This window comes from Bacillus sp. JJ634, assembly GCF_036962285.1.
Classification (GTDB): Bacteria; Bacillota; Bacilli; order Bacillales; family DSM-1321; genus Peribacillus; species Peribacillus asahii_A.
In genome coordinates, this window is record NZ_JBALMU010000012.1 from 1 (window position 1) to 24,421 (window position 24,421).

Genomic DNA, 24,421 nt, shown 5'->3' on the forward strand with positions numbered 1-24,421 from the left:
TTTTAATAGAATCTGTCTCAATTATTTTTTCGAATAAAGTAATATCTAGTAATTCTTTGGCTGATTCTGAAAAGAAAATTACTGGTTAAAGAAAGATTTATATATTAGTTTTATCTATTTAAAGGGGGGATATAATCTATGTTAACACTAGGAATTGTTCTCTTATTGCTGTTGCTATTATTTATAGGCATGCCTATTGGGTTTACTTTAATAGTTGTTGGTTCGTTAGGAATTTTCTTGGTTAGTGGATTTGATACATTTACTGGGATTCTTTCATCAACAGCCTATCGAAGTGTCAATAGTTTTACTTTAACAACGATCCCTTTGTTTATATTAATGGCGAACTTCATTTCCAAAAGTAATATTGCGAAAGATCTGTATGACTGTATCCTAAAATGGATTGGTCATGTACCAGGTGGAGTAGGAGTATCTACCGTATTTGCCAGTGCAGGATTTGGGACGTTATCTGGTTCAAGTATCGCTGCCACTTCGATTATGTCAAAAATTTGTATCCCAGAGATGGTTAGGGCTAAATACAAGGATACTTTTGCTGCCGGTTTAGTTGCTTCATCTACGGGAACCTTAGCCGTCCTAATTCCACCTAGTGTTCCGCTTATTCTTTATGCCGTGCAAACAGAAACATCAATAGGACACCTATTAATGGCTGGGGTTTTACCAGGAATACTGCTTGCAGGACTTCTTTGTGCCTTCATCTTCATTACTTCTATAAAATTGAATACTAAAATTGAAAAATCCTCATGGAGTGAAAGATTTGCTTCCTTAAAAACAATTTGGCCGATGCTGATACTTGTAGTATTTGTTTTAGCCGTTATCTATTTAGGAATTGCAACTTCTACAGAGGCTGCTGCATTTGGAGCATTAGGAGCACTTTTCATTGGTTTACTTATAAAGAGATTAAATGTTAAATCTGTTATTGAATCACTTAAAGACGCTGTTCAGCAGACGGCTATGATTTTTACCATTGTGATTGGCGGATACATATTCGCATATTTCTTCACGTTAACCGGTACTGGACAAAGTATCATCTCAGCGATTTCTGAGAGCGGTTTATCCAAATGGACCATTTTGTTTTTAATTATTGTCTTCTACCTCATCCTTGGATTGTTTATGGATTTGATCGGCTCCATGATCTTGACCTTACCTCTTGTATTTCCAATCATTCAAGCCTTAGGTTTTGATGAAATATGGTTTGGTGTAATTGTTGTATTGTTACTAGAAATTGGTCTTGTTACACCTCCTGTTGGAATTAATCTATTTATTACAAGTAAGCATTCCCAAGTCCCTGTGGACCGTGTATTTTATGGGTCTATACCGTTTATCGGGATATTGCTATTAACGATATTACTCCTAGTTATTTTTCCACAAATTGCTCTTTACTTACCAACTAATATGTAGAGCTAATTTGATGGGGTTTATAAAACAACTATAACTTTTGGGTGGAGGAAAATATTATGAAAGCCAAGCGTTTGTTTATTCTTACAATTATAATTTCGATTCTTTCTCTAGTAATCGCTGGATGTAGTACAAGTTCTTCTAACAATTCGAAAGAAAATGAAACGATTACACTAAAGTTAGCTACGTATGTTCCAGTTACATCCCAAGTATATAAATATGTAACGGAACCTTGGATGAAGCGAGTAACGGAACTCACTGATGGTAAGGTGCAATTTGATACCTATCCTGGAGAACAGCTAGGAAAAGCTCAAGATATGCTGAAATTAACAAGAGATGGAGTAACGGATATTGGTGTTTTTCCAGCCAACTACTTTCCAGATAATATGCCTTTAACAAATGCGTTGGCAGGCTTGCCGAACCTTAGTATGACTTCACATCAAGGAACAGCAGCTTATAACGAATTATTACAGCAAAATAAGGAACTATTAGAAACAGATTTTTCAAAAAATGGGCTCGTTCCTATTTTAGGACATGTATCACCGACTTATGAAATTTGGACCACAAAAAAAGAAGTAAGAGTACCAGCAGATTTAAAAGGGTTAAAAGCTAGAACAGTAGGTGGAGTCGCTAACGAAGTGTACGAATATATGGGAGCAGTTCCTGTAACGGTTTCTCATACAGAGACATATGAAGCTCTTGAGAAAGGTGTTATAGAGGGTGCGGGTTACTCCAGTGTGGCTGTGGAAGCTTCTGGAACGGCAGATCTTCTTAAATATGCGACTTTTCCACACATAGGGACGGCTATTCATGGGTTAGTCGTTAATGAAAAGGTTTGGAATGGACTTCCTGAAGATGTACAAAAGGTAATGAAGGAAGCAGGACAAGAGTTGGTACAACCGTCTGGAGAAAAGTATGATCAAGATACAGAGAATTTTAATGGAGAATTCAGTAAAGCTGGCGGGGTCATTGTAGACTTAACGGATGCCGAAAAAGGGCAGTGGGAAAAGGTTACTAAAGAATTCACAGAAAAATGGTTAAAAGAACAAGGATCTAAAGATTTTCCGTATGAGGAAGTGTTAAAACAGTATAAAGAGAGTTTAGAAAAATACAAATAAAAATAGGAATGCCAGACACCAATCTAATAGTTAAGTTAAATTAATTTGAAGTTAATTTTGGGTCTTGTTTAAAAGCAAGGCCTTTTTAATATTTTGGTTTTCAAAAAATATAAGAATTAAGGTGAGAGACAATGTCGTCCATTTCTACCCCTACTTCGGACTTTGCAAGTGCCAAACCTATTCAAGAGAATAAAATCCTTATCATTTGGAGTTTCACTAGTTGGTTAGTAGTCATGAATACAACGATGTTTATAGAAATATTTTCTTAAGTATTTCTTTTCTTATTTTTTGCGCTATGATCATGTTTTATTTCTATTATCGAAAATTTAAGTTTGAGAGAATAATTTAACATATATTTACAAAATATTAAAAATAATGGTATTATTATAGGATGGTGGTTAATAATCCTTATACTTTGAGATTTACTATTCTCATATTTTAAAGAGAGGGGAATAATAATGACAAATACTAAATTAAATATGCTCTTGGAAAAAACAAGATTACCAGTTATTTCAGCACCAATGTTTCTTGTATCTGGTACAGAGTTAGTGATTGAAGCTTGTAAATCAGGCATAATTGGTTCATTCCCATTATTAAACGCAAGAACAGGGGAAATTTTAGAAGAATGGATGAATCGAATTACTGAAGAATTAGAAGAAGCAAAAGCGTTGAATCCTGATCAGAAAATAGCTCCATGGGCTGTCAACCTCATTGTTCATAAATCAAATAAGCGTTATGAAACAGATTTGGAACTAATTAAGAAATATCAACCTCCTATTGTTATTACTTCATTAGGTAAGCCTACATCTGTTGTTGACATTGTCCATGAATATGGTGGACTTGTATTTTCTGATGTAGCGACCCTTACTCATGCAAAAAAAGCGGCAGAGACTGGTATCGATGGATTAGTGTTAGTTTGTAATGGGGCAGGAGGTCATGGTGGCACAATCAATCCAATAGCATTTATGGGAGCGGTCAAAAAGTTTTGGAATGGAATTACCCTGCTTTCTGGTTGTATTACGAATGGACAAGATATATTGGCCGCCCAAGCATTAGGAGCAGATTTTGCTTATATGGGAACTAGATTCATTGCCACAACTGAAAGTAATGCGAGTAAAGAATATCAAGAGATGGTAACGGACTCAACAGTTGACGATATCATTTACACGCCTGCTTTTAGCGGGGTACATGCCAATTATCTGATTCCGAGTATTAAAAATGCTGGTCTTGACCCTTCGCAGCTTGAGAAAAAAGAAACGATAGATTTTTCACATATGGAGAATAAGGAAGTAAAAGCAAAGGCCTGGAAGGACATCTGGTCTGCTGGTCAAGGCGTAGGGACAATTGATAAAGTTCTGCCAATTTCTCAAGTAGTTAATGACCTTGAAGAAGAGTATGAACAAGCCTTATCTACTTTAATATCTACAAGAAAGATACAATGTTAATTATTTAATGAATTGACGCTATTAACTAATAGTGTTGATAAAACGATTTATATCTCATTTTAGCTTTGGTTTTATGAAGAGTTACAAAAAAGATGACTTCAAAATAGAAGCCATCTTTTTTGTACTATCGATATTTATAAATAGTCAGCATAGAAGTTTATTAAACGTAGTTGACCTTTTTAAATTTTGGATAAGTTTTCATGTGGAGTTTTTAATCTGTTAATTGCATCGATATAAGCGTTAGCACTTGCAACGATAATATCAACATTAATAGCTCTGCCTTGGAATAACGATCCTTTCTTTCTAACTTTAACAAATACTTCTCCAATTGAATCTTTTCCTTGTGAAATGGAGTTGATTTTATAATCAACTAATTCGGTATCTTCTAACTGAAGAGCACCATCTATTCCTTTATAAAGAGCATCAATCGGACCATTTCCTTCACCAATTCCTTCAATTAAAGAGCCATCACTATGCACGATATTAACGAATGCTCGATATTGATTGTCTGTGAGTATTTGTAAACTGAAGTCTTTAAATGAATATAAAGAATGCTTTTCTTTTGTCGTCTGTGTTTCTAATAAAGCGATAATATCTTCATCAAAAATTTCCTTTTTACGATCGGCAAGATCTTTATACTTTTTGAAAACTTCTCTAAGCTGCTCATCGTTAACAAAATAACCGAGCTCTTCATATCTCTTTTTAAGCGCATTTCTGCCAGAGAGTTTGCCTAATACTAACTTAGTCTCATGAAAACCAATACTTTCAGGCTTCATAATTTCGTAGGTAGATTTATCTTTAATAACCCCATCCTGATGAATGCCAGAAGAATGAGCAAACGCATTTCCACCTATAACCGCTTTGTTAGGAGGAATAGCAATGCCTGTAAGTCTACTTACTAATTTACTTGTTCTAGCCACTTCTTTCAAATCGATCCCTGTTTCTTTATGATAATAATCCTTTCGAGTTTCTAATAAAGCAGCTACTTCTTCAAGAGCTACATTTCCTGCTCGTTCACCAATCCCATTTATACATCCTTCAACTTGTGTAACCCCCGCTTTAATGGCAGCAATACTATTACTTAATGCTAAACCAAGATCATCATGACAATGACAGCTTAAGCGTACGTTCTCAATTCCTGCTGTATTTTCCTTAATATATTGAAATTGCTTGATATATTCTTCAGGAGTTGTATAACCGACTGTGTCAGGGAAATTCAACACAGTTGCGCCTGCTTCAATCACTTTTTCGGCTACTTCACAAAGAAAATCTAATTCGGTACGTGTAGAGTCTTCACAGGAGAATTCAATATGTTTAAAATGTTTGGCTGCATAAGAGACACTTTCGACCGCTTTGGCTACTACTTGTTCTTTTGTCAATCCTAATTTACGTTCTCGATGAATCGGGGAAGTAGCTATAAAAATATGAATACCTGTATTATCAATATCTCCAATAGCATTTATTACTGCATCAATATCTTCTTTATTTGTTCGAGCGAGGCTGACTACCATTGGTTTAGAAACAGCTTGTGCGACTGCTCTAATAGCTTGTGCGTCCCCAGGCGATGCAGCAGCAAATCCCGCCTCAATAATATCGATTCCTAGCTTTTCTAATCGTAGTGCAATTTCCACCTTTTCTTCTTGATTAAGATTCACCCCAGGTGTTTGTTCACCATCTCTTAATGTAGTATCAAAAAAATAAACTCTTTTATTCTCCATCATGAAACCCCCTTTTCAATTAATCACCTATTACGGATATCCATATCCATTTTTTGTATAAAATGTATACTACTACAATTTTTTAGGGGATTCAAGTATTTTATCAATCTCCAAAACATATATTCAAGCTATTTTTTGAATGGGTACGTCGTGATTTCTTATAGATATGTATTTAAATGATCCCTATAGCCGTATGAACAATAATTATTGTTATTAATTATCTCATTCTCATGAATGTTTTGAATTGGAAATATTTTTAAAAGTCTGATAATGTTAAATAATGTTAATTAAATTGTAGAAAAAGGAGAGGAGGACAAATTATAGTTAGGGAATAAAAGATGGAGCCCCTTGTGGGTTGCTTTAAAAGTAGACTAGGTACATGTCGACAAGGTCTTGCCTATAGGGAAATAGGCAAATAATGTTTGAAAGCGCCTTCTTAAATAGTTAAAGTCTATCTGTTAACACAGAATAAAATTATACGGTCTGAGGTGAACTAGATTGCAAGCTTTAGAGGGAATCAAAGTATTAGATTTATCAAGAACATTAGCAGGTCCATTTAGTACGATGATGTTAGGTGATATGGGAGCAGATATTATTAAAGTAGAACAGCCATCTGTAGGTGATGAAACAAGAAGATTTACCCCGCCTACATGGAACGGTGAAAGTTGCTACTATCTCTCATCCAATCGAAATAAACGTAGCATTACGATTGATTTAAAATCTCCAGAAGGTAAAGACATTATATATAAATTAGTAAAAGAAGCAGATGTGCTGGTCGAGAACTTTAGAACAGGTACTATGGAGAAATTAGGATACGGCTATGAACAATTAAAAGAAATAAATCCGCGATTAATTTACTGTTCGATTTCTGGATTTGGGCGTTCCGGACCTGAAAAGAACAGACCAGGTTATGATCTATTATTACAAGGATTCAGCGGCTTAATGAGTGTAACAGGAGATCCCGAACGGCCGCCGGTGAAGACGGGAACTTCCACTGTGGATATTAATACAGGTATGTTTGCAGCATTTGGAATTGTAACTGCGCTATTTGCTAGAGAGAAAAGTGGGAGAGGACAATTCATTGATACTAGTTTACTAGATAGTCAAGTCGCTATTTTAAATTATTTAGCTACTAATTTTTTTGCTACTGGACAAGTAGCGCAACGATATGGATCAGGGCATCCTACAATTGTTCCTTATCAAGCTTTTCAAGCAAAGGACATGGACATTATATTAGCGGTAGCGAATGATAGATTGTGGGAAAAGTGCTGTAAAGGCTTTGAATGGAATGACTTATTAGAGGATTCTAGATTTAAAATAAACGATGATCGAGTAGCTAATCGCGAATTACTTGTTGAAATGATTAATGAACGTCTATCCAAAATGGAAAGCAAGGAGATTTTTGAAAGAATGGAACACGCCGGGGTACCATGTGGACCTATTCATACTATTGATCAAATCATGACCCACCCACATGTAATAGCGAGAGAGATGGTCCTCGAAATTGAACATCCTGTTGTTAAAAATTTAAAAGTTCCCGGATTTCCAATTAAATTTTCTGAAACCCCTGCACAATTAAAAAAACATCCTCCTTTATTAGGAGAGCATACGCACGAAGTATTACTAGAATTAGGCTATTCAAAAAAGGAAATTGCGAATTTGGAACAAGGGAAGATTATTTAACTATTCATAAAAAGGAGTACAACCAATGAACTTAAACTTGAAAAATAAGGTCGCCATAGTAACAGGCGGCAGTAAAGGGATTGGCTTTGCAACAGCCTTATTATTAGCAAAAGAAGGGGCTGACGTTGCTATTTGTGGAAGAGATATAACGAAATTGCAAGAGGCCTCAGCAATCATTAAAGAGGCAACCGGAAGAGAGGTATATTATGCTTCAAAAGATGTGTCTATAAAGAGTGATTGTGAGGAGTTTGTTAGGGAGACGGCGGAGCATTTTGGCGGGGTTGATATATTAATTAACAATGCTGGTCAAAGCTCTGCACATTCATTTGAACTGGTTAATGAAGAAATGTGGAGAGCAGATCTAGATTTAAAACTATTTGCCGCAATCTTTTGTTCGAATGCTGCGATCCCGTATATGAAAGAAAGAGGGGGTGGAGCAATTTTAAATGTCACAGCAACAATCGCTAAAACAGCTCCTGCTTCATCACTACCAACGAGTGTGAGTAGAGCAGCAGGAATGACTTTAACAAATGCAATGAGCAAAGATTTAGCTAAATATAATATACGAGTGAACACAGTTTGTATTGGATTAATTAGAAGTGAGCAAATAGAAAGAAAGTGGAAAAGAGATTATGGTCATTTGTCGTGGGAGGAGTTTTCAAAATTGTCTTCCCATAAAATCCCGTTAGGAAGAATTGGCGAAACGGATGAGGCAGCTAATGTGATTAGTTTCTTAGTATCGGATGCTGCATCATACGTCACAGGTACCTCCGTTAATATTGATGGGGGGAAAGGAGAGGCTTTATAAAGTTTGAAGTCTTAACTTACTGTTGAGTGTGGAATACATTCAATAAGTCTTTGCTGCCCTGTTATTTTGTAGAAATGCTTTGCTTGTATAACGGCGAACGAAAGAGGTTGACCTAAAAGGTCGTTTCATAACGATGGGCTAGGTTAACCTCTTTCTGCTATTTGACTAGCCTGTTTTTGAAGAAAGGAAATACGTTTCTGTGATGAAAAAGAAATGGTGACGCACTTCAAAATTGTCTCGAAAAAAAGACAGTGTCCGATTTTCAGGACAATTAAATACAATAGTGTTTCCTTTCTGTAGCATTGAAATAGGAGAATCCTTGAAAGACATAGGTTGGTTTTGTTGGCATAGAAATTGCATGATTATATAGCAGCAATACTATAAAAAGGAGAGCGAGGAAAAAAGATGAGTAATACAACTATTCATAAGGAAAAAACAAATCGTATCTCTCTGTCTAATGAACACTTAATGTTTCGAGAATCACTAAGAAAGTTCATGGAAAAAGAAGTAGAACCTTATTTTACACAATGGGAAGAAGAACGTTTAGTACCTCGTGAATTGTGGCTCAAACTAGGTAAACAAGGATTTCTTTGTCCTTCGGTCGATGAGAAATATGGAGGCATGGGGGTAGATTTTGGCTTTGCGGCTATTCTATCAGAGGAATTAGCTAGAGTAGGTACGGGACTTAGCGGAATAAGCCTACATAGTAATGTAGTTACTCCCTATCTCTCTTCTTTTGGGACAGAAGAGCAAAAGAAGAGATTTTTACCAAAATTCGTTAGCGGTGAATTAATTTCCGCAATCGCTATGACTGAACCTGGAGCAGGCTCAGATTTGCAAAATATTTCTACGACCGCTATTAAAGACGGTTCTGATTATATTGTCAATGGTCAAAAAACATTTATTACGAATGGGATTCTTTCTGATGTCGTGTTAGTAGCCTGTAAAACAGATCCAAAAGCAACTCCTGCGCATCGTGGGGTAAGCCTTTTATTGATAGAAAGAGGAATGGCAGGTTTCTCAAGAGGTAGAAAGCTAGATAAGGTTGGCATGCACAGTCAAGATACAGCTGAATTAATCTTTGAAGATGTACGTGTTCCAGCTGCTAATCTTTTAGGCGAAGAAGGAAAAGGATTTCTTTATTTAATGGACAAATTGCAACAAGAACGCCTTCTCACTGCAATTGGCGGAATCGTTGCTGCAGAGGACATGTTAGACATTACGTTACAATATGTAAAAGAACGCCAAGCTTTTGGTAAACCAATTAGTAAATTTCAAAATACACAATTTAAGTTAGCGGAAATTGCTACATTAGTTCAAATAGGTCGTACTTTTGTTGATGATTTAATTGTCAAACATATGGCAGGTCAAGATATTGTTACGGAGGTATCTATGGCAAAATGGTGGATTACCGACATGGCTAGACGGATTTCTGCAGAATGTATGCAGCTGCATGGCGGGTATGGCTATATGGAGGAATATAAGATTGCTAGAAGATACCGTGACGCAGCTGTCGCCCCTATTTATGCCGGATCGAATGAAATTATGAAGATTATTATCGCTAAGAACTTAGGAATGTAACCGTATTCAAATTCATTTAAGTTACGGTTAATGGCTTAAAATAAACGCTTTAATTGGGGGTAATTTAATGACGAAAAAGAAGCTTTTAATTTTCACAACGATTATGACTACTCTTTCTCTGCTAATAGCAGGCTGTAGTTCAAGTACTACAAACAGCTCAGAAAAAGAGGAGGACAAAAAAGTTACTTTGAAATTAGCGTCTTATTTTGCTGATACATCTCCTATTTATACAGCGGTAACAGAACCTTGGATGGAAAGAGTGACAGAGTTAACTGAAGGAAAAGTTGAATTTCAATATTTCCCTAGCGAACAATTAGGGAAAGCTCAAGATCTCCTGAAGTTAACGAAGGATGGTGTGGCTGATATTAGTATCTATCCAGCTAACTATTTCCCAGATAACATGCCTTATAGTCATATGATAGCAGGTCTTCCGAATCTTAGTGAGACATCAAATCAAGGAACTCTCGCTTATCGTGACTTGTTGCAAGAAAGCTCGATATTATTAGAAAAAGATTACTTAAATAATGGAGTTAGACCTGTTTTGACTCATGTATCTCCTCCGAACGAAATTTGGACAACAGGGGAGGAAATTCGTGTACCAGAGGATTTAAAAGGCTTGAAGGTGAAAACAGCAGGAGGCATTACAAGTGAGATGTATAAATTTATGGGAGCAGTCCCTGTTACAATCTCTCATGGAGAAACGTATGAAGCTCTTGATAAAGGAGTTATCCAAGCGGCTAATTACTACTCTATGGCTGTAAAAAGTTCTGGTGCAGAAGAAATTCTTAATTATGGAGTTTTTCCACATGTTGGATCTGTTATACACGGATTAGTAGTTAATGAAAAGGTTTGGCAAGGACTCTCTGAGGATACACAGAAAGCGATGATTCAAGCGGGAGAAGAAATTATGGAATCAGCAGGAGAAATTTATAAGGAAGAAACGAATAAATTCAATGAGGGGTTCGTAAAAAACGGAGGAACGATAGCAGAATTAACAAAGAAAGAACAAGAGGAATGGACAAAGATAACAGAAGAATTTAATCAATCTTGGTTAGAAAAGAATAAATCTGACGGCCATTCGTATGAAGAAGTACTAAATCTGTATAAAGAAAAACTAGAAAAATATAAGTAAAAACTTAATCTTGAGTTAAAGAAGAGGTGACGCTTTGTGCTAGTGGAATCAATGGAAGATATGAGACAAATTTATGAAAACAGCCCGTTTAATAATTTTTTGGGCATCAAATTAGAAGAATTCGAGGAAGGATCTGTCGTTTATTCTCTTAAAGTTACTCCGGCCCATTTAAATGTGAATCAAGGAGTACATGGAGGAGTGTATTTTAGTATTCTCGATTCAGTGATGGGGGCAACCATTCGTACAGTCATTAAACAACCTATTGTGACAGTGAATGTGACTATTAATTATTTTGCTCCAGTGAAAAATGGGGAAACTATGATTGCAAGAGCTAATGTTATTCAACATGGAAAAAGCATTATGACTGCTGAAGGAATAATTGAAGATTCTAATGGTCAATTATTAGCGAAGGCAACTGGCACCTTTAAAAGAATAAGAAACCGTTGAAAGATTTTAATAAGTAATAATTAATGAAACTTCTTGTATGTTACGTAATAGGGGGATCCAAATAGAAATAAAGAGGGTTCTATTGTTTTAGAATCCTTTTTATTTCTTTAAAATGTTCTGGATAGAATTAATGAAATTCTTCTATATTAAAATTTAACTATGTTAATGAATAGTGTTGATTCATATGATTTTTTGCTTAAGGCGTATGAAGTTCGCTTTTCGGAAAAGTTGAATAGTTTCTTTTCCTCCAAGAAAAGGAGGAGGAACTTATAACTGTGTTATTTTCACAAGAGTTGAAACTGAATAATCATTTCCTTCATTTATAAGTGTCGAAAGGGGAATTAGATGGATCAATTAAAAGTTTCTTTATCTCAACAGCTACTTATTGGAGAGGCGTTAAAATGTGCTGCACATAATGTACCCGAGAGAGTCGCTTTTGTATATGAGCATCAACGATTAACTTATCAAGAACTACTTAAACGTGCTTCTCATTTATCAGGATGGCTCCGGGAACAAGGAATCGGCAGGAATGACAAAGTGGGTTGTCTATTTAAAAACGGAATCCCCTTTGTAGAATTATATTTTGGGACAAGTTTAAATGGAAGTGTCTTCGTTCCAGTTAATTTCCGTTTAGTTGCTAGCGAAATTGAATATATTGTAAATAACTCGGATGTGAAAATATTATTTATTGAGGAAGAATTTATTGAGACCATCTGCTCGATAATAGATAAGCTTCCGCAACTCCAAATGATTGTAATAGTAGATACTGTAGAGAAAGAACTTGATTTCGATGCTATCTCATATGAAACCATTTTTAAAAATCCTGTAAGTTATCAAAATATAGAGATATTAAATGACGAAGATGCCCATGTCATTATTTATACATCTGGAACGACTGGCAGGCCGAAAGGAGCAGTGCTGACACATAAAAATCTTTATATTAATGGTATGAACAAGCTATATCATAATTCTTCACCAAAAGGAACAAAACATTTAGTAATTCCTCCTCTTTTCCATATAGCAGCGTTATCTCTTTTAGTACAAAATTGTCTAACGGAAGGTACGATTGTTCTTCAGCGAGAATTCGAACCCGTAAACATCCTTGAAACCATTCAAAGTGAAAAAATCAATTCGATGTTCTTAGTCCCAGCAATGTGGAACTTTTTGTTCCAAGTTCCTAATCTATTAGATTATGACTTAAGTTCAATGAAAAATTGCTCGTTGGGCGGGGCTATTTGTCCTGTTGAAATAAAGAAACGCATTATGACAGTATTTAAAAACGCTAACGTATATGAAGCTTTTGGGCAAACGGAAATGAGCCCATCTACAACCTATTTGTATGGTGAAGATTCTCTTCGCAATAATAAAACAGCATCTGTTGGAAAACCATCCATTAATGTTCGAATTCGGATTGTAGATGATGAGATGAATGATGTACCTGTAGGAGAAGTCGGAGAAATTGTGTATCAAGGGCCAACTGTGATGAAGGAATACTATAAAAATATCGAAGCAACGAAAGAAGCTTTTAAAGGGGGATGGTTCCATAGCGGTGATTTAGTTCGGATGGATGAAGATGGCTATATTTATGTAGTCGATCGTAAAAAGGACATGATTATTAGCGGTGGCGAAAATATTTATCCTAAAGAACTTGAAGAAGTGCTTTATCGTCATCCCGACATTTTAGAAGCGGCTGTAATCGGCATTCCAGATTCAAGATGGGGAGAAACGGTTAAAGCATATATTGTATTAAAACCTGGAAAGCAATTAACGAAAGAACAAGTTATTGAATTTTGTAAGCAGCATATCGCCTCCTACAAGAAACCACGAATAATCGAATTTATAGATTCCCTTCCAAGAAATGCAGCCGGCAAAGTATTAAAAACGGTTTTACGCTCAAATGCTCAAGAAAATAAGGTTCATTAAGAAAATAGTTGAAAGAACCAACGAAAGCCAATTTTATCTAAGGCTATTTTTTACCTATCCTTGTCCATCATAATTGGTCCTTTTTAGTGGGGGGAAATAGGGAATCACCTGTCATCCCATTATAAAGGGCTTTTTTATGACTTGTTCATTGACCCAAAAAATAAATAATTTATAAAACGGAGGGAAACAAATGCCAAATACTGCTGTATATGATATTCAAAAAACAAATCGTCCTTATTTCACGGAAGAACATATTATGTTTCAAGACTCTTTAAGGAGGTTTTTAGAAAAAGAAGCTGTTCCTTTTTTTGAACAATGGGAAAAAGAAAGAATAGTCCCTCGAACGTTATGGAGAAAATTAGGTGAAAATGGATTTTTGTGTCCGGAAGTAAGTGAAGATTACGGCGGTGTCGGTGGTGATTTTGGTTTATCTATTATTCTATCTGAAGAATTAGGTCGAGTTGGAGCGGGGCTTTCTGGAATGGGAACACATAGTAATATCGTTGTCCCTTATTTAAATTCTTTTGGAACAGATGAACAAAAACAAAAGTATCTCCCTGGTTGTGTAAGCGGGGACATCATAACCGCTATTGCTATGACAGAACCGGGAGCGGGTTCAGATTTAGCTAATATTCGTACAACCGCTATTAAGGATGGTGATGATTATATTATTAATGGTCAGAAAACGTTTATTACAAATGGGATTCTCTCTGATTTAATCATTGTAGCCTGTAAAACGGATCCGCAAGCAAGTCCTCCGCATAAAGGGGTTAGTTTATTTTTAGTAGAAAGAGACACGCCAGGATTTTCAAGAGGAAGAAAATTAGACAAAGTCGGCATGCATTCTCAGGATACGGCTGAACTTATTTTCGAAGATGTTAAAGTCCCTGCTGCTAATTTGCTTGGTGAGGAAGGGCAAGGTTTTAAATATTTAATGGCTAAATTGCAGCAGGAACGTATTTTAGCAGCAATTGGAGGTCAGGTGGCTGCTGAAGATATGTTAGAGTTAACCCTCCAATATGTGAAAGAAAGAGAGGCCTTCGGCAAGCCAATCAGTAAGTTTCAGAATACCCAATTTACTCTAGCTGAAATAGCAACAGAAGTTCAGGTAGGGCGCACATTTATTGACCAGTTGGTTGTCAGACACCAAAACGGTGATGATATTGTGACAGAAGTTTCTATGGCGAAATGGTGGATTACGGATATGGCAAGAAGAATTTCTTCTCAATGTATACAGCTGCATGGGGGATATGGGTATATGGAAGAATATAAAGTGGCTCGTCGTTATAGAGATATTGCCGTTTTTCCGATTTTTGCAGGAACAAATGAAATTATGAAAGTGATTATTGCAAAAAGAATGGGACTATAACAAGTTTATCTACTTCTTAAAACACCGCTGAATATCAGTGGTGTTTTTGTTGACAAAAAAAGTTTTTATATATAAAATAATATTCAAGAGGTGTAAATAAATGGAAAATGCTAAAGCTAAGGAAAAAAAGAAATATTCAGTACCAGCATTGGAAAATGCCTTTGGAATACTAAAGTTGCTCAGTCGTAAACGTTTTAGTGAAAGCACTGTAACGGAGATTGCTAATGCATTATCATTGAGTCCAGCCACTTGTTACAGGATTTTACAAAGTTTGGAAAATCTTTCGATTGTTCGATATTTAGAGGATAAAAAAAGATATACGCTAGGTCCCTATCTTGTTGTTTTAGGAGAAAGAGCAAAGGAACATTTAGATTATATCTCTGTCATTATGCCTTATCTAGAAGACTTAACGAGACAAACCGGCATGACTTCGATTCTAGTTAATAAAATTGGTGAAGAAAAATTAGCAATTATAGCAAAATCAGAAGCTATTGATTTTGGAGTAAGTGTATCAGTAGGAAGACATTTTTCAATTACTGACGGTTCATTTGGAATGTGCTTTCTAGCATATATGGATAAGGAATTACGAGAATATTATTTAAAACGAGCTCAAGGCTTAAAGTCATTTTCAGAAGAGGACGTACAACTAATCGAAAGAGATATTGAGAATTTAAAGAAAACTGGGTATGCGATTACTTATGGAGAGTATATAAAAGGGTTGTGTGGCATAGCCGCTCCAGTCTTTGATACTAGAAATAAAGTTGAAATGTCCATAGAGTTAATTGGTTTTACTTCTCAATTTGAGAAAGAAGATCTTCATGTAAAAGGCAAGCTAATGAAAGAAGTAGCTGATGAAATCAGTAGAAGAATTAGGAGCTTTTAATCACTGTTGTAAGCGTATCCAATACTATTATAAGGTAACTCAATAAAAAATCTCAATTGTTAAATCCGCTTTTATAAGATTAAAAGGCTAAAAATATTTTTAAAAAAGGAGTAATAATGTGGGAGCACTTAACGGAGTTAAAGTATTAGATTTATCAAGGCTACTTCCAGGACCTTATTGTTCATTGATAATGGCAGACTACGGGGCAGAAGTTATTAAGATTGAAGAACCAGGGCAAGGAGATTATATACGCTGGAGAAAGCCGGCCATTGAAGAAATTGGAGCCAGACATTTAACGGTAAATCGAAATAAAAAAAGTATTGAATTAAACCTTAAGACTGAAGAAGGCAAAGAGATTTTTAAGAAAATGGCTGAAAGCGCGGATGTTATTTTAGAAAGCTTTCGTCCAGGGGTCATGGATCGATTAGGTATCGGTTATGATGAAATTTCCAAGATTAATGAAGGAATTGTGTATTGTTCGTTAACAGGTTATGGACAAACTGGTCCTTATCGCCGCTTACCTGGACATGATATCAATTATATCGGTTACAGCGGCATATTAGGTTTGATTGGTGAGAAGGATGGAAAGCCAGTTGTTCCAGGGGTTCAAATTGCGGATTTAGGCGGAGGGGCATTAATGGCGCTATCCGGCATTATGATGGCACTTTTTCATAAAGAAAAAACCGGAAAGGGTCAATATGTTGATGTATCGATGCTAGATGGCGCTGTTACATGGTTATATGCGGCACTCTCAGATTATTTTGCTTCAGGTTCTATTCCAGAAAGAGGAAAAACCCGTTTGGATGGCCACTTTGCTTTTTACAATGTCTACGAAACGAAAGATCAGAAATATCTTTCGGTTGGAGCATCTGAAAAGAAATTTTGGAAAGAAATTTGTGAATTAGTTGGAAAGCCAGAGTGGATTGAACTTCATGAAGGACCTGAAGACGTTCAAGAACAATTAAAGAAAGATATGAGTGAATTGTTTAAACAAAGAAATCAGCAAGAATGGCTGGATTTATTACAAACAAAAGATACATGTGTGGGACCTGTTTATAATATCGATGAAATCTTTTCAGATTCTCAAATTATTGAGAGAGAGTTATTTACTGAAATGAATCACCCTGTAGCGGGAATGATTAAGCAAATTGGATTCCCTATTAAATTTTCACATACGCCAGGGAAAATTCATTCTCATGCACCGATTCTTGGAGAGCATACCGATGAAATTTTATCGGCATTAAATTACTCTAGAGCTAACATTGATGATTTTAGAAGCAAAGGAGTAATTGGTACTCATACGCCAGTTGGAAATTGAAATATCTGAAAATTAAAAAAGTATTATGAGTTTTAATGTTAATGAGGAGGAAAGACAGTTATGGCATTTGTTGAATGGAAAAGAGTTGGAGAAACAGGCACTATTGCGGAAATTGTGCTAAATCGTCCAGAAGCGAGAAATGCATTTAACTCAGAAATGGCTGAACAAATTCTCGGAATTTTTCAAACGATAGCAAAAAGCGATGTTAGGGTCGTTTTGCTTACCTCTTCTAATCCAAAATCCTTTTGCTCTGGAGCTGATTTAAAAGAACGAAATAATATGACAGAAACAGAATGGCGTACGCAACATCAACTATTTCAAAATATGTTTAATAGTATACAAGATTTAAAACAACCTGTAATAGCTGTAGTCGATGGATATGCACTAGCCGGAGGATTTGAAATGATTTTAAACTGCGACATGATCGTAGCTGCAGAAACCGCAACCTTTGGTTTACCTGAAGTAACACGAGGAATTATGCCTGGCGGCGGCGGTACAAGGCTACTGTCTAAACGTATCGGAGTTCATCGAGCGAAAGAGTGGGTATGTACAGGGAAAATGGTTTCTGGTATAGAAGCTGATCGAGCGGGACTTGTGAATATTCTAGCAAAATCAAGTGATATACGAGAAAAGGCGCTAGCGTTGGCGGATAAAATCTCTAGTAATGCTCCACTGGCTGTTCAAAATTGTAAAGCGGCTGTAGATGAAATATTCGGAATGCCGAATGAAGAGGCAAGAAAAATAGAAATAGATTATTACAACCGTTGTATTAATACGGAAGATCGATTGGAAGGAGTCCGTGCTTTTGTAGAAAAGCGTTCACCACAGTTTGTCGGTAAATGATTTAGATTTAGTAGATTATAAATCAAAGGTAGGAAGTGAAAATATGATTTATGAAAATATTGACGTGACAATTGAAAATGGAATTTGTACGGTTAAGCTAAATCGCCCGGAAGTTAGAAATGCACTAGTGTTAGAGATGCGGCAAGAGCTCAAAGATGTTTTCACTGCTGTTAAACAGAATGATGAGGTAAAAGTCATCGTTTTAACGGGTGAAGGGAAAGCGTTTTCAGCTGGAGGAGATTTAAGTGCATTAAAAGAAGTAGATGCTGTTTCAGGTAGAAAGAGACTGCAAGCTGGACATGAAATGATCCATTCGATAGTGAATTTAGAAAAGCCTGTTATTGCAGCAATTAATGGTGTGGCCGCAGGAGCGGGAGTCAGTCTAGCGGTAGCTTGTGACATGATTATAGCCAGCCGTTCCGCTGCTTTTATCCAAAGTTTCGCGAAGGTAGGATTAATCCCTGACCTTGGAGCCATTCATTTTTTACCGAAACTAATAGGGCGTCACCGTGCATTAGAGCTTATGTTTTTAGGAGAAAAGGTATCTGCTGAACAGGCACAAAATATTGGTATGATCAATCGTGTTGTTGAGGATGAACAACTAATGGATGAAGTGTATGGTTTAGCCTTACAGCTTGCGGAAGGACCAGATATGGCATTAGGGTTTATGAAGAAGTTGGTCAATCGGAGTGTTTTAGCGGATCTTGATGAAACGCTAGAATTGGAAGGGTTTGCACAAGCCATGTGTTTTGAATCAAAGGATTTCAAAGAGGGTGTTCAGGCTTTTTTCGAAAAACGTAAACCGGTGTTTAATCAATAAAAATACATGATTATTGAGGAGGTACTACATATGACTAGTACAAGTGTAAAAGAAAATGTTCAATTTCATGAAGAACTAAGACAAAGTGTTCGCAATGTTTGCAGCCAATTCCCAGATTCCTATTGGAGAGAGTTAGACGCCAAATTAGCTTATCCTGAAGAATTCGTTAACGAGATTACAAGAAACGGATTTTTAGCGGCTCTTATTCCGGAAGAGTATGGCGGTTCTGGTCTTGGGATTACAGAAGCTTCTATTATATTAGAAGAAATTAATCGTTCAGGAGGCAATGCAGGAGCTTGTCATGCTCAAATGTATACAATGGGTACATTGCTTCGTCACGGAAGCGCAGAACAAAAAGCGAAATATTTACCTAAAATTGCAGATGGCTCTCTTAGATTACAAGCATTTGGTGTAACAGAACCAAATACGGGAACAGATACAACAAAATTAAAAACATTTGCAGAACGTAAAGGTGATAAATATATCGTGAATGGACAAAAAGTCTTTATCTCACGCGCGGAACATTCTGACTTGATGATTTTATTAGTTCGTACAACCCCAATTGAACAAGTAAAAAAGAAGACAGAAGGTTTATCGGTTTTACTAGTGGATCTTAAAGAAGCTATTGGAAACGGCCTTACCATTCGTCCGCTTCGTACGATGATGAACCATGCTACTACTGAGTTATTTATAGAAGATTTAGAAGTTCCAGTTGAAAACCTTATCGGAGAAGAAGGAAAAGGCTTTAAGTATATTTTAGACGGTATGAATGCAGAACGTATATTAATTGCGGCAGAGTGTATTGGGGATGGTCGCTGGTTCATTGAGCGCGCCACTAATTATGCTAATGAGCGAATCGTTTTCAGTCGACAAATCGGGCAAAACCAAGGGGTACAATTTCCAATTGCTCGAGCACATGTAAATATTGAAGCGGCAGATCTTATGCGTTTTAAAGCAGCAGAGCTATTTGATTCTGGTGAAAAATGTGCAGCGGAGGCTAATATGTCGAAACTTCTTGCCGCGGATGCATCATGGGAAGCGGCAAACGTTGCTCTGCAAACACATGGTGGTTTTGGATTTGCAGAAGAGTACGATGTGGAACGAAAATTTAAAGAAACTAGATTATATCAGGTAGCGCCTATTTCAACGAATTTAATACTTTCTTACGTTGCAGAGCACGTGCTAGGGTTGCCAAGATCGTATTAATTTAGGGAGATGATCCTTTGTTTATTCCTAAGGAAGTGGAAATTATTGAAGTTGGACCACGTGATGGTTTACAAAATGAACCGCTAGCTATATCGACAGAACAGAAAAAGGAACTAATTGCAAGGCTCGCTAAAGCAGGTTTTTCGCGAATGGAAACAACATCCTTTGTACATCCGAAGTGGGTTCCGCAAATGGCTGATTGTGAAGAAATTGCTCGTTATTGTAATGAGCTTGGGATTACCTATATCGCTCTAACTCCAAACATGAAAGCTTTGGAGAGAGCGATTGCTGCAACAGTCCCGCAAATGGCCGTTTTTATTGGAGCAAGTTCTGAATTTAATAAAAGGAATATTAATAAAACGACTTCAGAATCTTTGGCTGAATGCGAGCCGATGTTTGCTAGAGCAAAGCAAGAAGGGATGTTCATTCGTGCTTATATATCGATGGCCTTTACTTGTCCGTTCCAAGGTGAAGTGACATTTGATGAAGTGAAAGAAGTTTGTAATCGCTTTATACAGATTGGAGCAGATGAAATTGATGTGGGAGATACTAACGGGCAAGCAGATCCAAAGATGGTGTATGAGCGTTTTTCTAGATTGCGAGATTTATATCCGGATACTACGTTTGTTGGACATTTCCATGATACAGAAAAAATGGCGCTAGCGAATGTAATTGCTGCCATACAAGCAGGGATTACAAAATTTGATAGTTCCATTGGAGGTCTTGGCGGTTGTCCCTATTCCCCAGGAGCAACGGGGAATGCTGCGACAGAGGAATTAGTAAATATGCTTATACGAATGGGATGCGAGACAAATCTTAATTTCGATGAACTAGTAAGCGTGAGTCCTTTTGCTAAAAGTCTTTCAAGTCGAATATAAACTATACTATAAAGATAAGAATAGGAGAACTTAATATGAGAAATGCCGTCATTATTGATTCTGTCCGTACTGCAGTAGGGCGTATGGGAGGAACGTTAAAAGATATCGAGGTGGATTATTTAGCGGCCAAAGTGTTAGACGAAATTTTGGTGCGTACTGGAATCGATAAAAGTCATGTAGATGAAGTGATTCTTGGTCAAGCAAAACAAAGTACAGATGCTCCTAATTTAGCTCGTTTGGCCCTTTTACGTGCTGGGCTTCCTATTGAAATAACTGGGTACACGGTTCATCGTCAATGTGGCTCTGGAATTCAAGCAATGAATAATGGTGCACAACAAATTATGTGCGGATTATCAGATATCATCATTGCTGGCGGTGCTGAAAGTATGAGCACAGCACCATACTATCTTCGAAATGCTCGATATGGATTTGGAGTAGGAAATGCTGAAATTCTTGATTCAAATACGGAAAGTCAGCCTCGAGCACAGCCGATTGAAACTTACGGTCATTTAACGATGGGGATGACAGCAGAGAATTTAGCTGAACAATACTCTATATCTCGAACAGAACAAGATGAATTTGCACTTAGGAGTCAAGAAAATGCTCAAAGAGCGATTTCTACAGGTTTATTTACCGATCAAATTGTTCCTTTTGAAGTTAAGACAAAAAAAGGAACGATAGAGTTTAAGGTCGATGAACATCCAAGAGCAACGAGCATGGAAAAGCTATCTCAGTTAAAGCCCGTTTTTAAAGAAAATGGGACGGTCACTGCAGGAAATACAAGTGGTCGTAACGATGGGGCAGGAGTTGTACTGCTCATGTCGGAGGAAGCAGCTGCACGCTATGAAAAGAAACCAAAAGCTAAAATTATTGCTCAGGCTGTCGCCGGTGTATCGCCAGAAATTATGGGAATAGGACCTGCACCTGCCACACGCAAAGCATTGAAACAAGCGGGTTTAACATTAGATGATATTGGTTTAATCGAATTAAATGAGGCCTTTGCTGCTCAATCGCTGGCTGTTATTAAAGAACTAGAATTGGATATGAATCGAGTAAACGTCAACGGAGGTGCCATTGCTTTAGGTCATCCACTAGGAGGTACCGGTGGAGTACTTATGACAAAGCTGCTTCATGAAATGGAACGACGTGGAGAAAAGTACGGATTAGTTACATTTTGTATTGGTGGTGGTTTAGGCATAACAACGATAGTTGAAAATTTACAAGTTTAATAATGAAACTGTTAATCAAGATGTTTTATTTACTATCTAACATTACGGAGATGAATAATCATGAAAACGAAAGAATGGGGTGCCATATACAATGCTAGACTAACGAGTGTCGAGCAAGCGATCAATAGGATACAGTCAGGTCAAAAAGTATTCCTTGCACCTTTTTGTAACGAACCACAAACGTTAGTAGAAGAACTCGTTCAACAAAAGAATCGTTTACAAGATGTATTTCTATATAATCTTGTGATTGGCAGTCCATGTTTATATGCAGATCCAGATTGTCACTCACATTTTAAAATTCGTACCTTTTTAAGCTCTTCTCTCTTAAAAAGCGCATTTTTAAATCAAGTGTGCGACTATGTTCCTGTAAATCTTTCAGAAATTCCGCACTGGATTCATCAAGAGAACATAGATATAGCTCTTATACAAGTTTCGCCTCCAAATGATGAAGGATATTGCAACCTAGGTATATCCGTAGATGCTGTACAAACATTGATTAAGCAAGCAACGGTCGTCATTGCACAAGTGAATAACCAACTTCCGCTTACTTACGGAGATACTCTTGTACATGTATCAGAGATTGATCATTTTGTTGTTTCTAATCGACCATTGCTTAGCGTTCCTGATGGAAAACCATCTGATGAGGAGCTGACGATTGGAAAATACGTTGCAGAACTTATACCAGATTACGCAACGATTCAAGTAGGACTTGGTAAGATTGCAAAGAGTGTTTTATTATCTCTTACATCAAAAAAAGGATTAGGTGTTCATTCAGGATCAATCACCGATCCCGTTACAGAGTTGATTGATCTTGGTGTGATTACAAATGAGCGAAAAGAGATTAATCCTTACAAAACAGTATGTGCAACGCTAACTGGTACAGAAACATTATATAAATATGCCCATCAGAATCCAAACATACAATTGTTCCCCACAGATTATACTCACAATGCTGCAATTATTTCAAAAATAAGTAATTTCCATTCTATCAATTCGGCACTTGAAGTCGATATATTCGGTCAAATTAATGCTGAACAGGTTAGCAGCTATCCGGTAGCTGGCGTTGGCGGCCAAATGGATTTCATTCATGGAGCGAGGCTCTCAAAAGGTGGAAAGGCTATCATAGCACTTCCTTCTACAGCGAAGAGAGGAACTGAATCCCGCATTAAAATTAAGCTTCCATACGTTACGTCCATCAAATCTGAAATCGATTATGTTGTGACCGAATATGGAATTGCTAAATTGTTTGGAAAATCGCTCACTGAAAGAGCACAGGCTTTAATTCATATAGCACATCCCGATTTCCGTGAAGCACTTTCTCATGAATTTGGGCAAAGTCTATCTGTGAAAGCTTAAATGATATAACAGGACCTTGACCGACTATTAATAGTATAAAAGGGAGGGAAATCATGAAAGAATCTGCTGTTTTAAACAATCAAAAAGTTCAGACTTCTATTTTTACAGATGAGCATGTTATGTTTCGTGATTCGCTTAGAAAGTTTCTCGAAAAAGAAGCGGTGCCTTTTTTTGACCAGTGGGAAGCGGATCGTATTATCCCGAGGTCCTTTTGGGAGAAGATGGGTGAAAAAGGATTCATTTGTCCATGGGTAAGTGAAGAATATGGCGGTTTAGGTACGGATTTTGCCTTTTCCGCTATCTTAGGAGAAGAGTTAGCAAGAGTAGGTGCAGGGTTAACAGGAATTGGTACACATAGCAACATTATTGTTCCTTACATCGCATCATTTGGTACAGAAGAGCAAAAAAGAAAATACCTTCCTGGCTGTGTAAGCGGGGAAATCATAACAGCTATTGCCATGACTGAACCAGGGGCTGGCTCAGATTTAGCCAGCATTCGTACAACAGCCATTAAAGATGGTGACCACTATGTCATTAATGGACAAAAAACATTTATTACAAATGGCATTCATTCGGATTTAATTATCGTTGCTTGTAAAACAGATCCAAAAGCATCACCGCCGCATAAAGGAGTTAGTTTATTGCTCGTGGAGAGAGATACGTTAGGTTTCTCTAGAGGGCGTAAATTAAATAAAGTAGGTATGCATAGTCAAGACACAGCTGAACTTATTTTTGAGAATGCTAGAGTTCCGGTTTCCAATCTTCTAGGAGAAGAAGGGAAGGGTTTTTCCTACTTAATGACTAAGCTGCAACAGGAAAGATTAATTGCCTCTCTTAATGCTCTTGTAGCAGCTGAAGATATGCTTCAACTAACTATTCAATATGTAAAAGAGCGCGAAGCCTTTGGAAGGTCAATCAGTAAGTTTCAAAATACACAGTTTAAAATTGCTGAAATGGCTACTGAAGTTCAAATTGGCCGTACTTTCGTTAATGATTTAATTGCTAAACATATCGATTCAGAAAATATCGTGACTCAAGTATCGATGGCCAAATGGTGGATTACCGATATGGCAAAACGCGTGGCGACAGAATGTATGCAGCTGCACGGAGGATATGGATATATGGAAGAGTACAAGATTGCCCGTCGCTATCGAGATATTCCAGTTACTTCAATCTTTGCAGGCTCCAATGAAATTATGAAGGTCATTATTTCAAAACAATTAGGATTATAAAAAATAACAATTTGAAGGG

At 36.9% G+C, this 24,421-nt stretch carries 20 protein-coding genes; 19 read left to right on the forward strand and 1 reads right to left on the reverse strand.

Translation table 11 applies throughout. From position 1 onward, the window contains the following. Positions 1–138: 138 nt before the first annotated feature. The 3 genes from V7068_RS01840 (at position 139) to V7068_RS01850 (ending at position 3,976) form a co-directional block, all read left to right on the forward strand. A complete protein-coding gene (locus V7068_RS01840; RefSeq protein ID WP_499710716.1) occupies positions 139–1,416 on the forward strand; it encodes a TRAP transporter large permease in 1,278 nt (425 codons plus the stop codon). Between the two features lie 56 nt (positions 1,417–1,472). Then, the gene (locus tag V7068_RS01845; protein WP_499710717.1) at positions 1,473–2,531 is read left to right on the forward strand and encodes a TRAP transporter substrate-binding protein; all 1,059 of its coding nucleotides are present in this window, start codon (positions 1,473–1,475) and stop codon (positions 2,529–2,531) included. A 458-nt stretch (positions 2,532–2,989) separates the two neighbouring features. Then, positions 2,990–3,976, forward strand: a complete 987-nt coding sequence (locus tag V7068_RS01850; RefSeq protein ID WP_499710719.1) for an NAD(P)H-dependent flavin oxidoreductase — start codon at positions 2,990–2,992, stop codon at positions 3,974–3,976. A gap of 179 nt (positions 3,977–4,155) precedes the next feature. On the opposite strand, the gene V7068_RS01855 is transcribed toward V7068_RS01850, so the two are convergent. After that, the gene (locus tag V7068_RS01855) at positions 4,156–5,694 is read right to left on the reverse strand and encodes a 2-isopropylmalate synthase (RefSeq protein WP_252295442.1); all 1,539 of its coding nucleotides are present in this window, start codon (positions 5,692–5,694) and stop codon (positions 4,156–4,158) included. A gap of 498 nt (positions 5,695–6,192) precedes the next feature. Here V7068_RS01855 and V7068_RS01860 point away from each other — a divergent pair, with 498 nt between their 5' ends. The 16 genes from V7068_RS01860 to V7068_RS01935 all read left to right on the forward strand — a co-directional run bounded on the left by V7068_RS01860 (position 6,193) and on the right by V7068_RS01935 (position 24,402). Then, positions 6,193–7,377: a CaiB/BaiF CoA transferase family protein gene (locus V7068_RS01860; protein WP_499710721.1), complete on the forward strand. Its 1,185-nt coding sequence runs from the start codon at positions 6,193–6,195 to the stop codon at positions 7,375–7,377. Positions 7,378–7,402: 25 nt separating this feature from the next. Beyond that, on the forward strand, positions 7,403–8,185 hold the full coding sequence (locus V7068_RS01865; protein ID WP_499710723.1) for an SDR family NAD(P)-dependent oxidoreductase: 783 nt from the start codon (positions 7,403–7,405) through the stop codon (positions 8,183–8,185). A gap of 405 nt (positions 8,186–8,590) precedes the next feature. After that, positions 8,591–9,766: an acyl-CoA dehydrogenase family protein gene (locus V7068_RS01870; RefSeq protein WP_499710724.1), complete on the forward strand. Its 1,176-nt coding sequence runs from the start codon at positions 8,591–8,593 to the stop codon at positions 9,764–9,766. Between the two features lie 67 nt (positions 9,767–9,833). Further along, positions 9,834–10,898, forward strand: coding sequence for a TRAP transporter substrate-binding protein DctP (gene dctP / locus V7068_RS01875; RefSeq protein WP_499710725.1), 1,065 nt, complete (start codon positions 9,834–9,836; stop codon positions 10,896–10,898). Between the two features lie 36 nt (positions 10,899–10,934). After that, on the forward strand, positions 10,935–11,345 hold the full coding sequence (locus V7068_RS01880) for a PaaI family thioesterase (protein ID WP_499710726.1): 411 nt from the start codon (positions 10,935–10,937) through the stop codon (positions 11,343–11,345). Positions 11,346–11,690: 345 nt separating this feature from the next. Continuing rightward, positions 11,691–13,268 carry a class I adenylate-forming enzyme family protein gene (locus V7068_RS01885; protein ID WP_499710727.1) on the forward strand — a complete coding sequence of 526 codons (1,578 nt, stop codon included), beginning with the start codon at positions 11,691–11,693 and terminating at the stop codon, positions 13,266–13,268. A 190-nt stretch (positions 13,269–13,458) separates the two neighbouring features. Next, on the forward strand, positions 13,459–14,637 hold the full coding sequence (locus V7068_RS01890) for an acyl-CoA dehydrogenase family protein (RefSeq protein ID WP_499710728.1): 1,179 nt from the start codon (positions 13,459–13,461) through the stop codon (positions 14,635–14,637). A gap of 100 nt (positions 14,638–14,737) precedes the next feature. After that, positions 14,738–15,520 (forward strand): IclR family transcriptional regulator, encoded by a 783-nt coding sequence (locus V7068_RS01895; protein WP_499710729.1) that lies wholly within the window; start codon positions 14,738–14,740, stop codon positions 15,518–15,520. Between the two features lie 118 nt (positions 15,521–15,638). Continuing rightward, positions 15,639–16,838 (forward strand): CaiB/BaiF CoA transferase family protein, encoded by a 1,200-nt coding sequence (locus tag V7068_RS01900; RefSeq protein ID WP_499710730.1) that lies wholly within the window; start codon positions 15,639–15,641, stop codon positions 16,836–16,838. A gap of 60 nt (positions 16,839–16,898) precedes the next feature. Then, positions 16,899–17,681 carry an enoyl-CoA hydratase/isomerase family protein gene (locus V7068_RS01905; RefSeq protein ID WP_499710731.1) on the forward strand — a complete coding sequence of 261 codons (783 nt, stop codon included), beginning with the start codon at positions 16,899–16,901 and terminating at the stop codon, positions 17,679–17,681. 43 nt (positions 17,682–17,724) lie between these two features. After that, positions 17,725–18,501 (forward strand): enoyl-CoA hydratase/isomerase family protein, encoded by a 777-nt coding sequence (locus tag V7068_RS01910; protein ID WP_499710732.1) that lies wholly within the window; start codon positions 17,725–17,727, stop codon positions 18,499–18,501. Positions 18,502–18,531: 30 nt separating this feature from the next. After that, positions 18,532–19,707, forward strand: a complete 1,176-nt coding sequence (locus V7068_RS01915; RefSeq protein ID WP_127760196.1) for an acyl-CoA dehydrogenase family protein — start codon at positions 18,532–18,534, stop codon at positions 19,705–19,707. A gap of 17 nt (positions 19,708–19,724) precedes the next feature. Then, the gene (locus V7068_RS01920; protein ID WP_499710733.1) at positions 19,725–20,585 is read left to right on the forward strand and encodes a hydroxymethylglutaryl-CoA lyase; all 861 of its coding nucleotides are present in this window, start codon (positions 19,725–19,727) and stop codon (positions 20,583–20,585) included. Between the two features lie 35 nt (positions 20,586–20,620). Beyond that, positions 20,621–21,814, forward strand: coding sequence for a thiolase family protein (locus V7068_RS01925; protein WP_252290927.1), 1,194 nt, complete (start codon positions 20,621–20,623; stop codon positions 21,812–21,814). A gap of 60 nt (positions 21,815–21,874) precedes the next feature. Continuing rightward, complete coding sequence (locus V7068_RS01930) at positions 21,875–23,170, forward strand: acetyl-CoA hydrolase/transferase family protein (RefSeq protein WP_499710734.1); 1,296 nt, start codon at positions 21,875–21,877, stop codon at positions 23,168–23,170. Positions 23,171–23,223: 53 nt separating this feature from the next. Then, positions 23,224–24,402, forward strand: a complete 1,179-nt coding sequence (locus tag V7068_RS01935; RefSeq protein ID WP_499710735.1) for an acyl-CoA dehydrogenase family protein — start codon at positions 23,224–23,226, stop codon at positions 24,400–24,402. Positions 24,403–24,421 lie beyond the last annotated feature (19 nt).

Excerpts from the sequence above, each read along its gene's own strand:
- V7068_RS01840 (WP_499710716.1), top strand. The coding sequence starts at position 139 with ATGTTAACACTAGGAATTGTTCTCTTATTGCTGTTGCTATTATTTATA.
- V7068_RS01845 (WP_499710717.1), top strand. The coding sequence starts at position 1,473 with ATGAAAGCCAAGCGTTTGTTTATTCTTACAATTATAATTTCGATTCTT.
- V7068_RS01850 (WP_499710719.1), top strand. The coding sequence starts at position 2,990 with ATGACAAATACTAAATTAAATATGCTCTTGGAAAAAACAAGATTACCA.
- V7068_RS01855 (WP_252295442.1), bottom strand. The coding sequence starts at position 5,694 with ATGGAGAATAAAAGAGTTTATTTTTTTGATACTACATTAAGAGATGGT.
- V7068_RS01865 (WP_499710723.1), top strand. The coding sequence starts at position 7,403 with ATGAACTTAAACTTGAAAAATAAGGTCGCCATAGTAACAGGCGGCAGT.
- V7068_RS01870 (WP_499710724.1), top strand. The coding sequence starts at position 8,591 with ATGAGTAATACAACTATTCATAAGGAAAAAACAAATCGTATCTCTCTG.
- dctP (WP_499710725.1), top strand. The coding sequence starts at position 9,834 with ATGACGAAAAAGAAGCTTTTAATTTTCACAACGATTATGACTACTCTT.
- V7068_RS01885 (WP_499710727.1), top strand. The coding sequence starts at position 11,691 with ATGGATCAATTAAAAGTTTCTTTATCTCAACAGCTACTTATTGGAGAG.
- V7068_RS01890 (WP_499710728.1), top strand. The coding sequence starts at position 13,459 with ATGCCAAATACTGCTGTATATGATATTCAAAAAACAAATCGTCCTTAT.
- V7068_RS01895 (WP_499710729.1), top strand. The coding sequence starts at position 14,738 with ATGGAAAATGCTAAAGCTAAGGAAAAAAAGAAATATTCAGTACCAGCA.
- V7068_RS01905 (WP_499710731.1), top strand. The coding sequence starts at position 16,899 with ATGGCATTTGTTGAATGGAAAAGAGTTGGAGAAACAGGCACTATTGCG.
- V7068_RS01910 (WP_499710732.1), top strand. The coding sequence starts at position 17,725 with ATGATTTATGAAAATATTGACGTGACAATTGAAAATGGAATTTGTACG.
- V7068_RS01915 (WP_127760196.1), top strand. The coding sequence starts at position 18,532 with ATGACTAGTACAAGTGTAAAAGAAAATGTTCAATTTCATGAAGAACTA.
- V7068_RS01925 (WP_252290927.1), top strand. The coding sequence starts at position 20,621 with ATGAGAAATGCCGTCATTATTGATTCTGTCCGTACTGCAGTAGGGCGT.
- V7068_RS01930 (WP_499710734.1), top strand. The coding sequence starts at position 21,875 with ATGAAAACGAAAGAATGGGGTGCCATATACAATGCTAGACTAACGAGT.
- V7068_RS01935 (WP_499710735.1), top strand. The coding sequence starts at position 23,224 with ATGAAAGAATCTGCTGTTTTAAACAATCAAAAAGTTCAGACTTCTATT.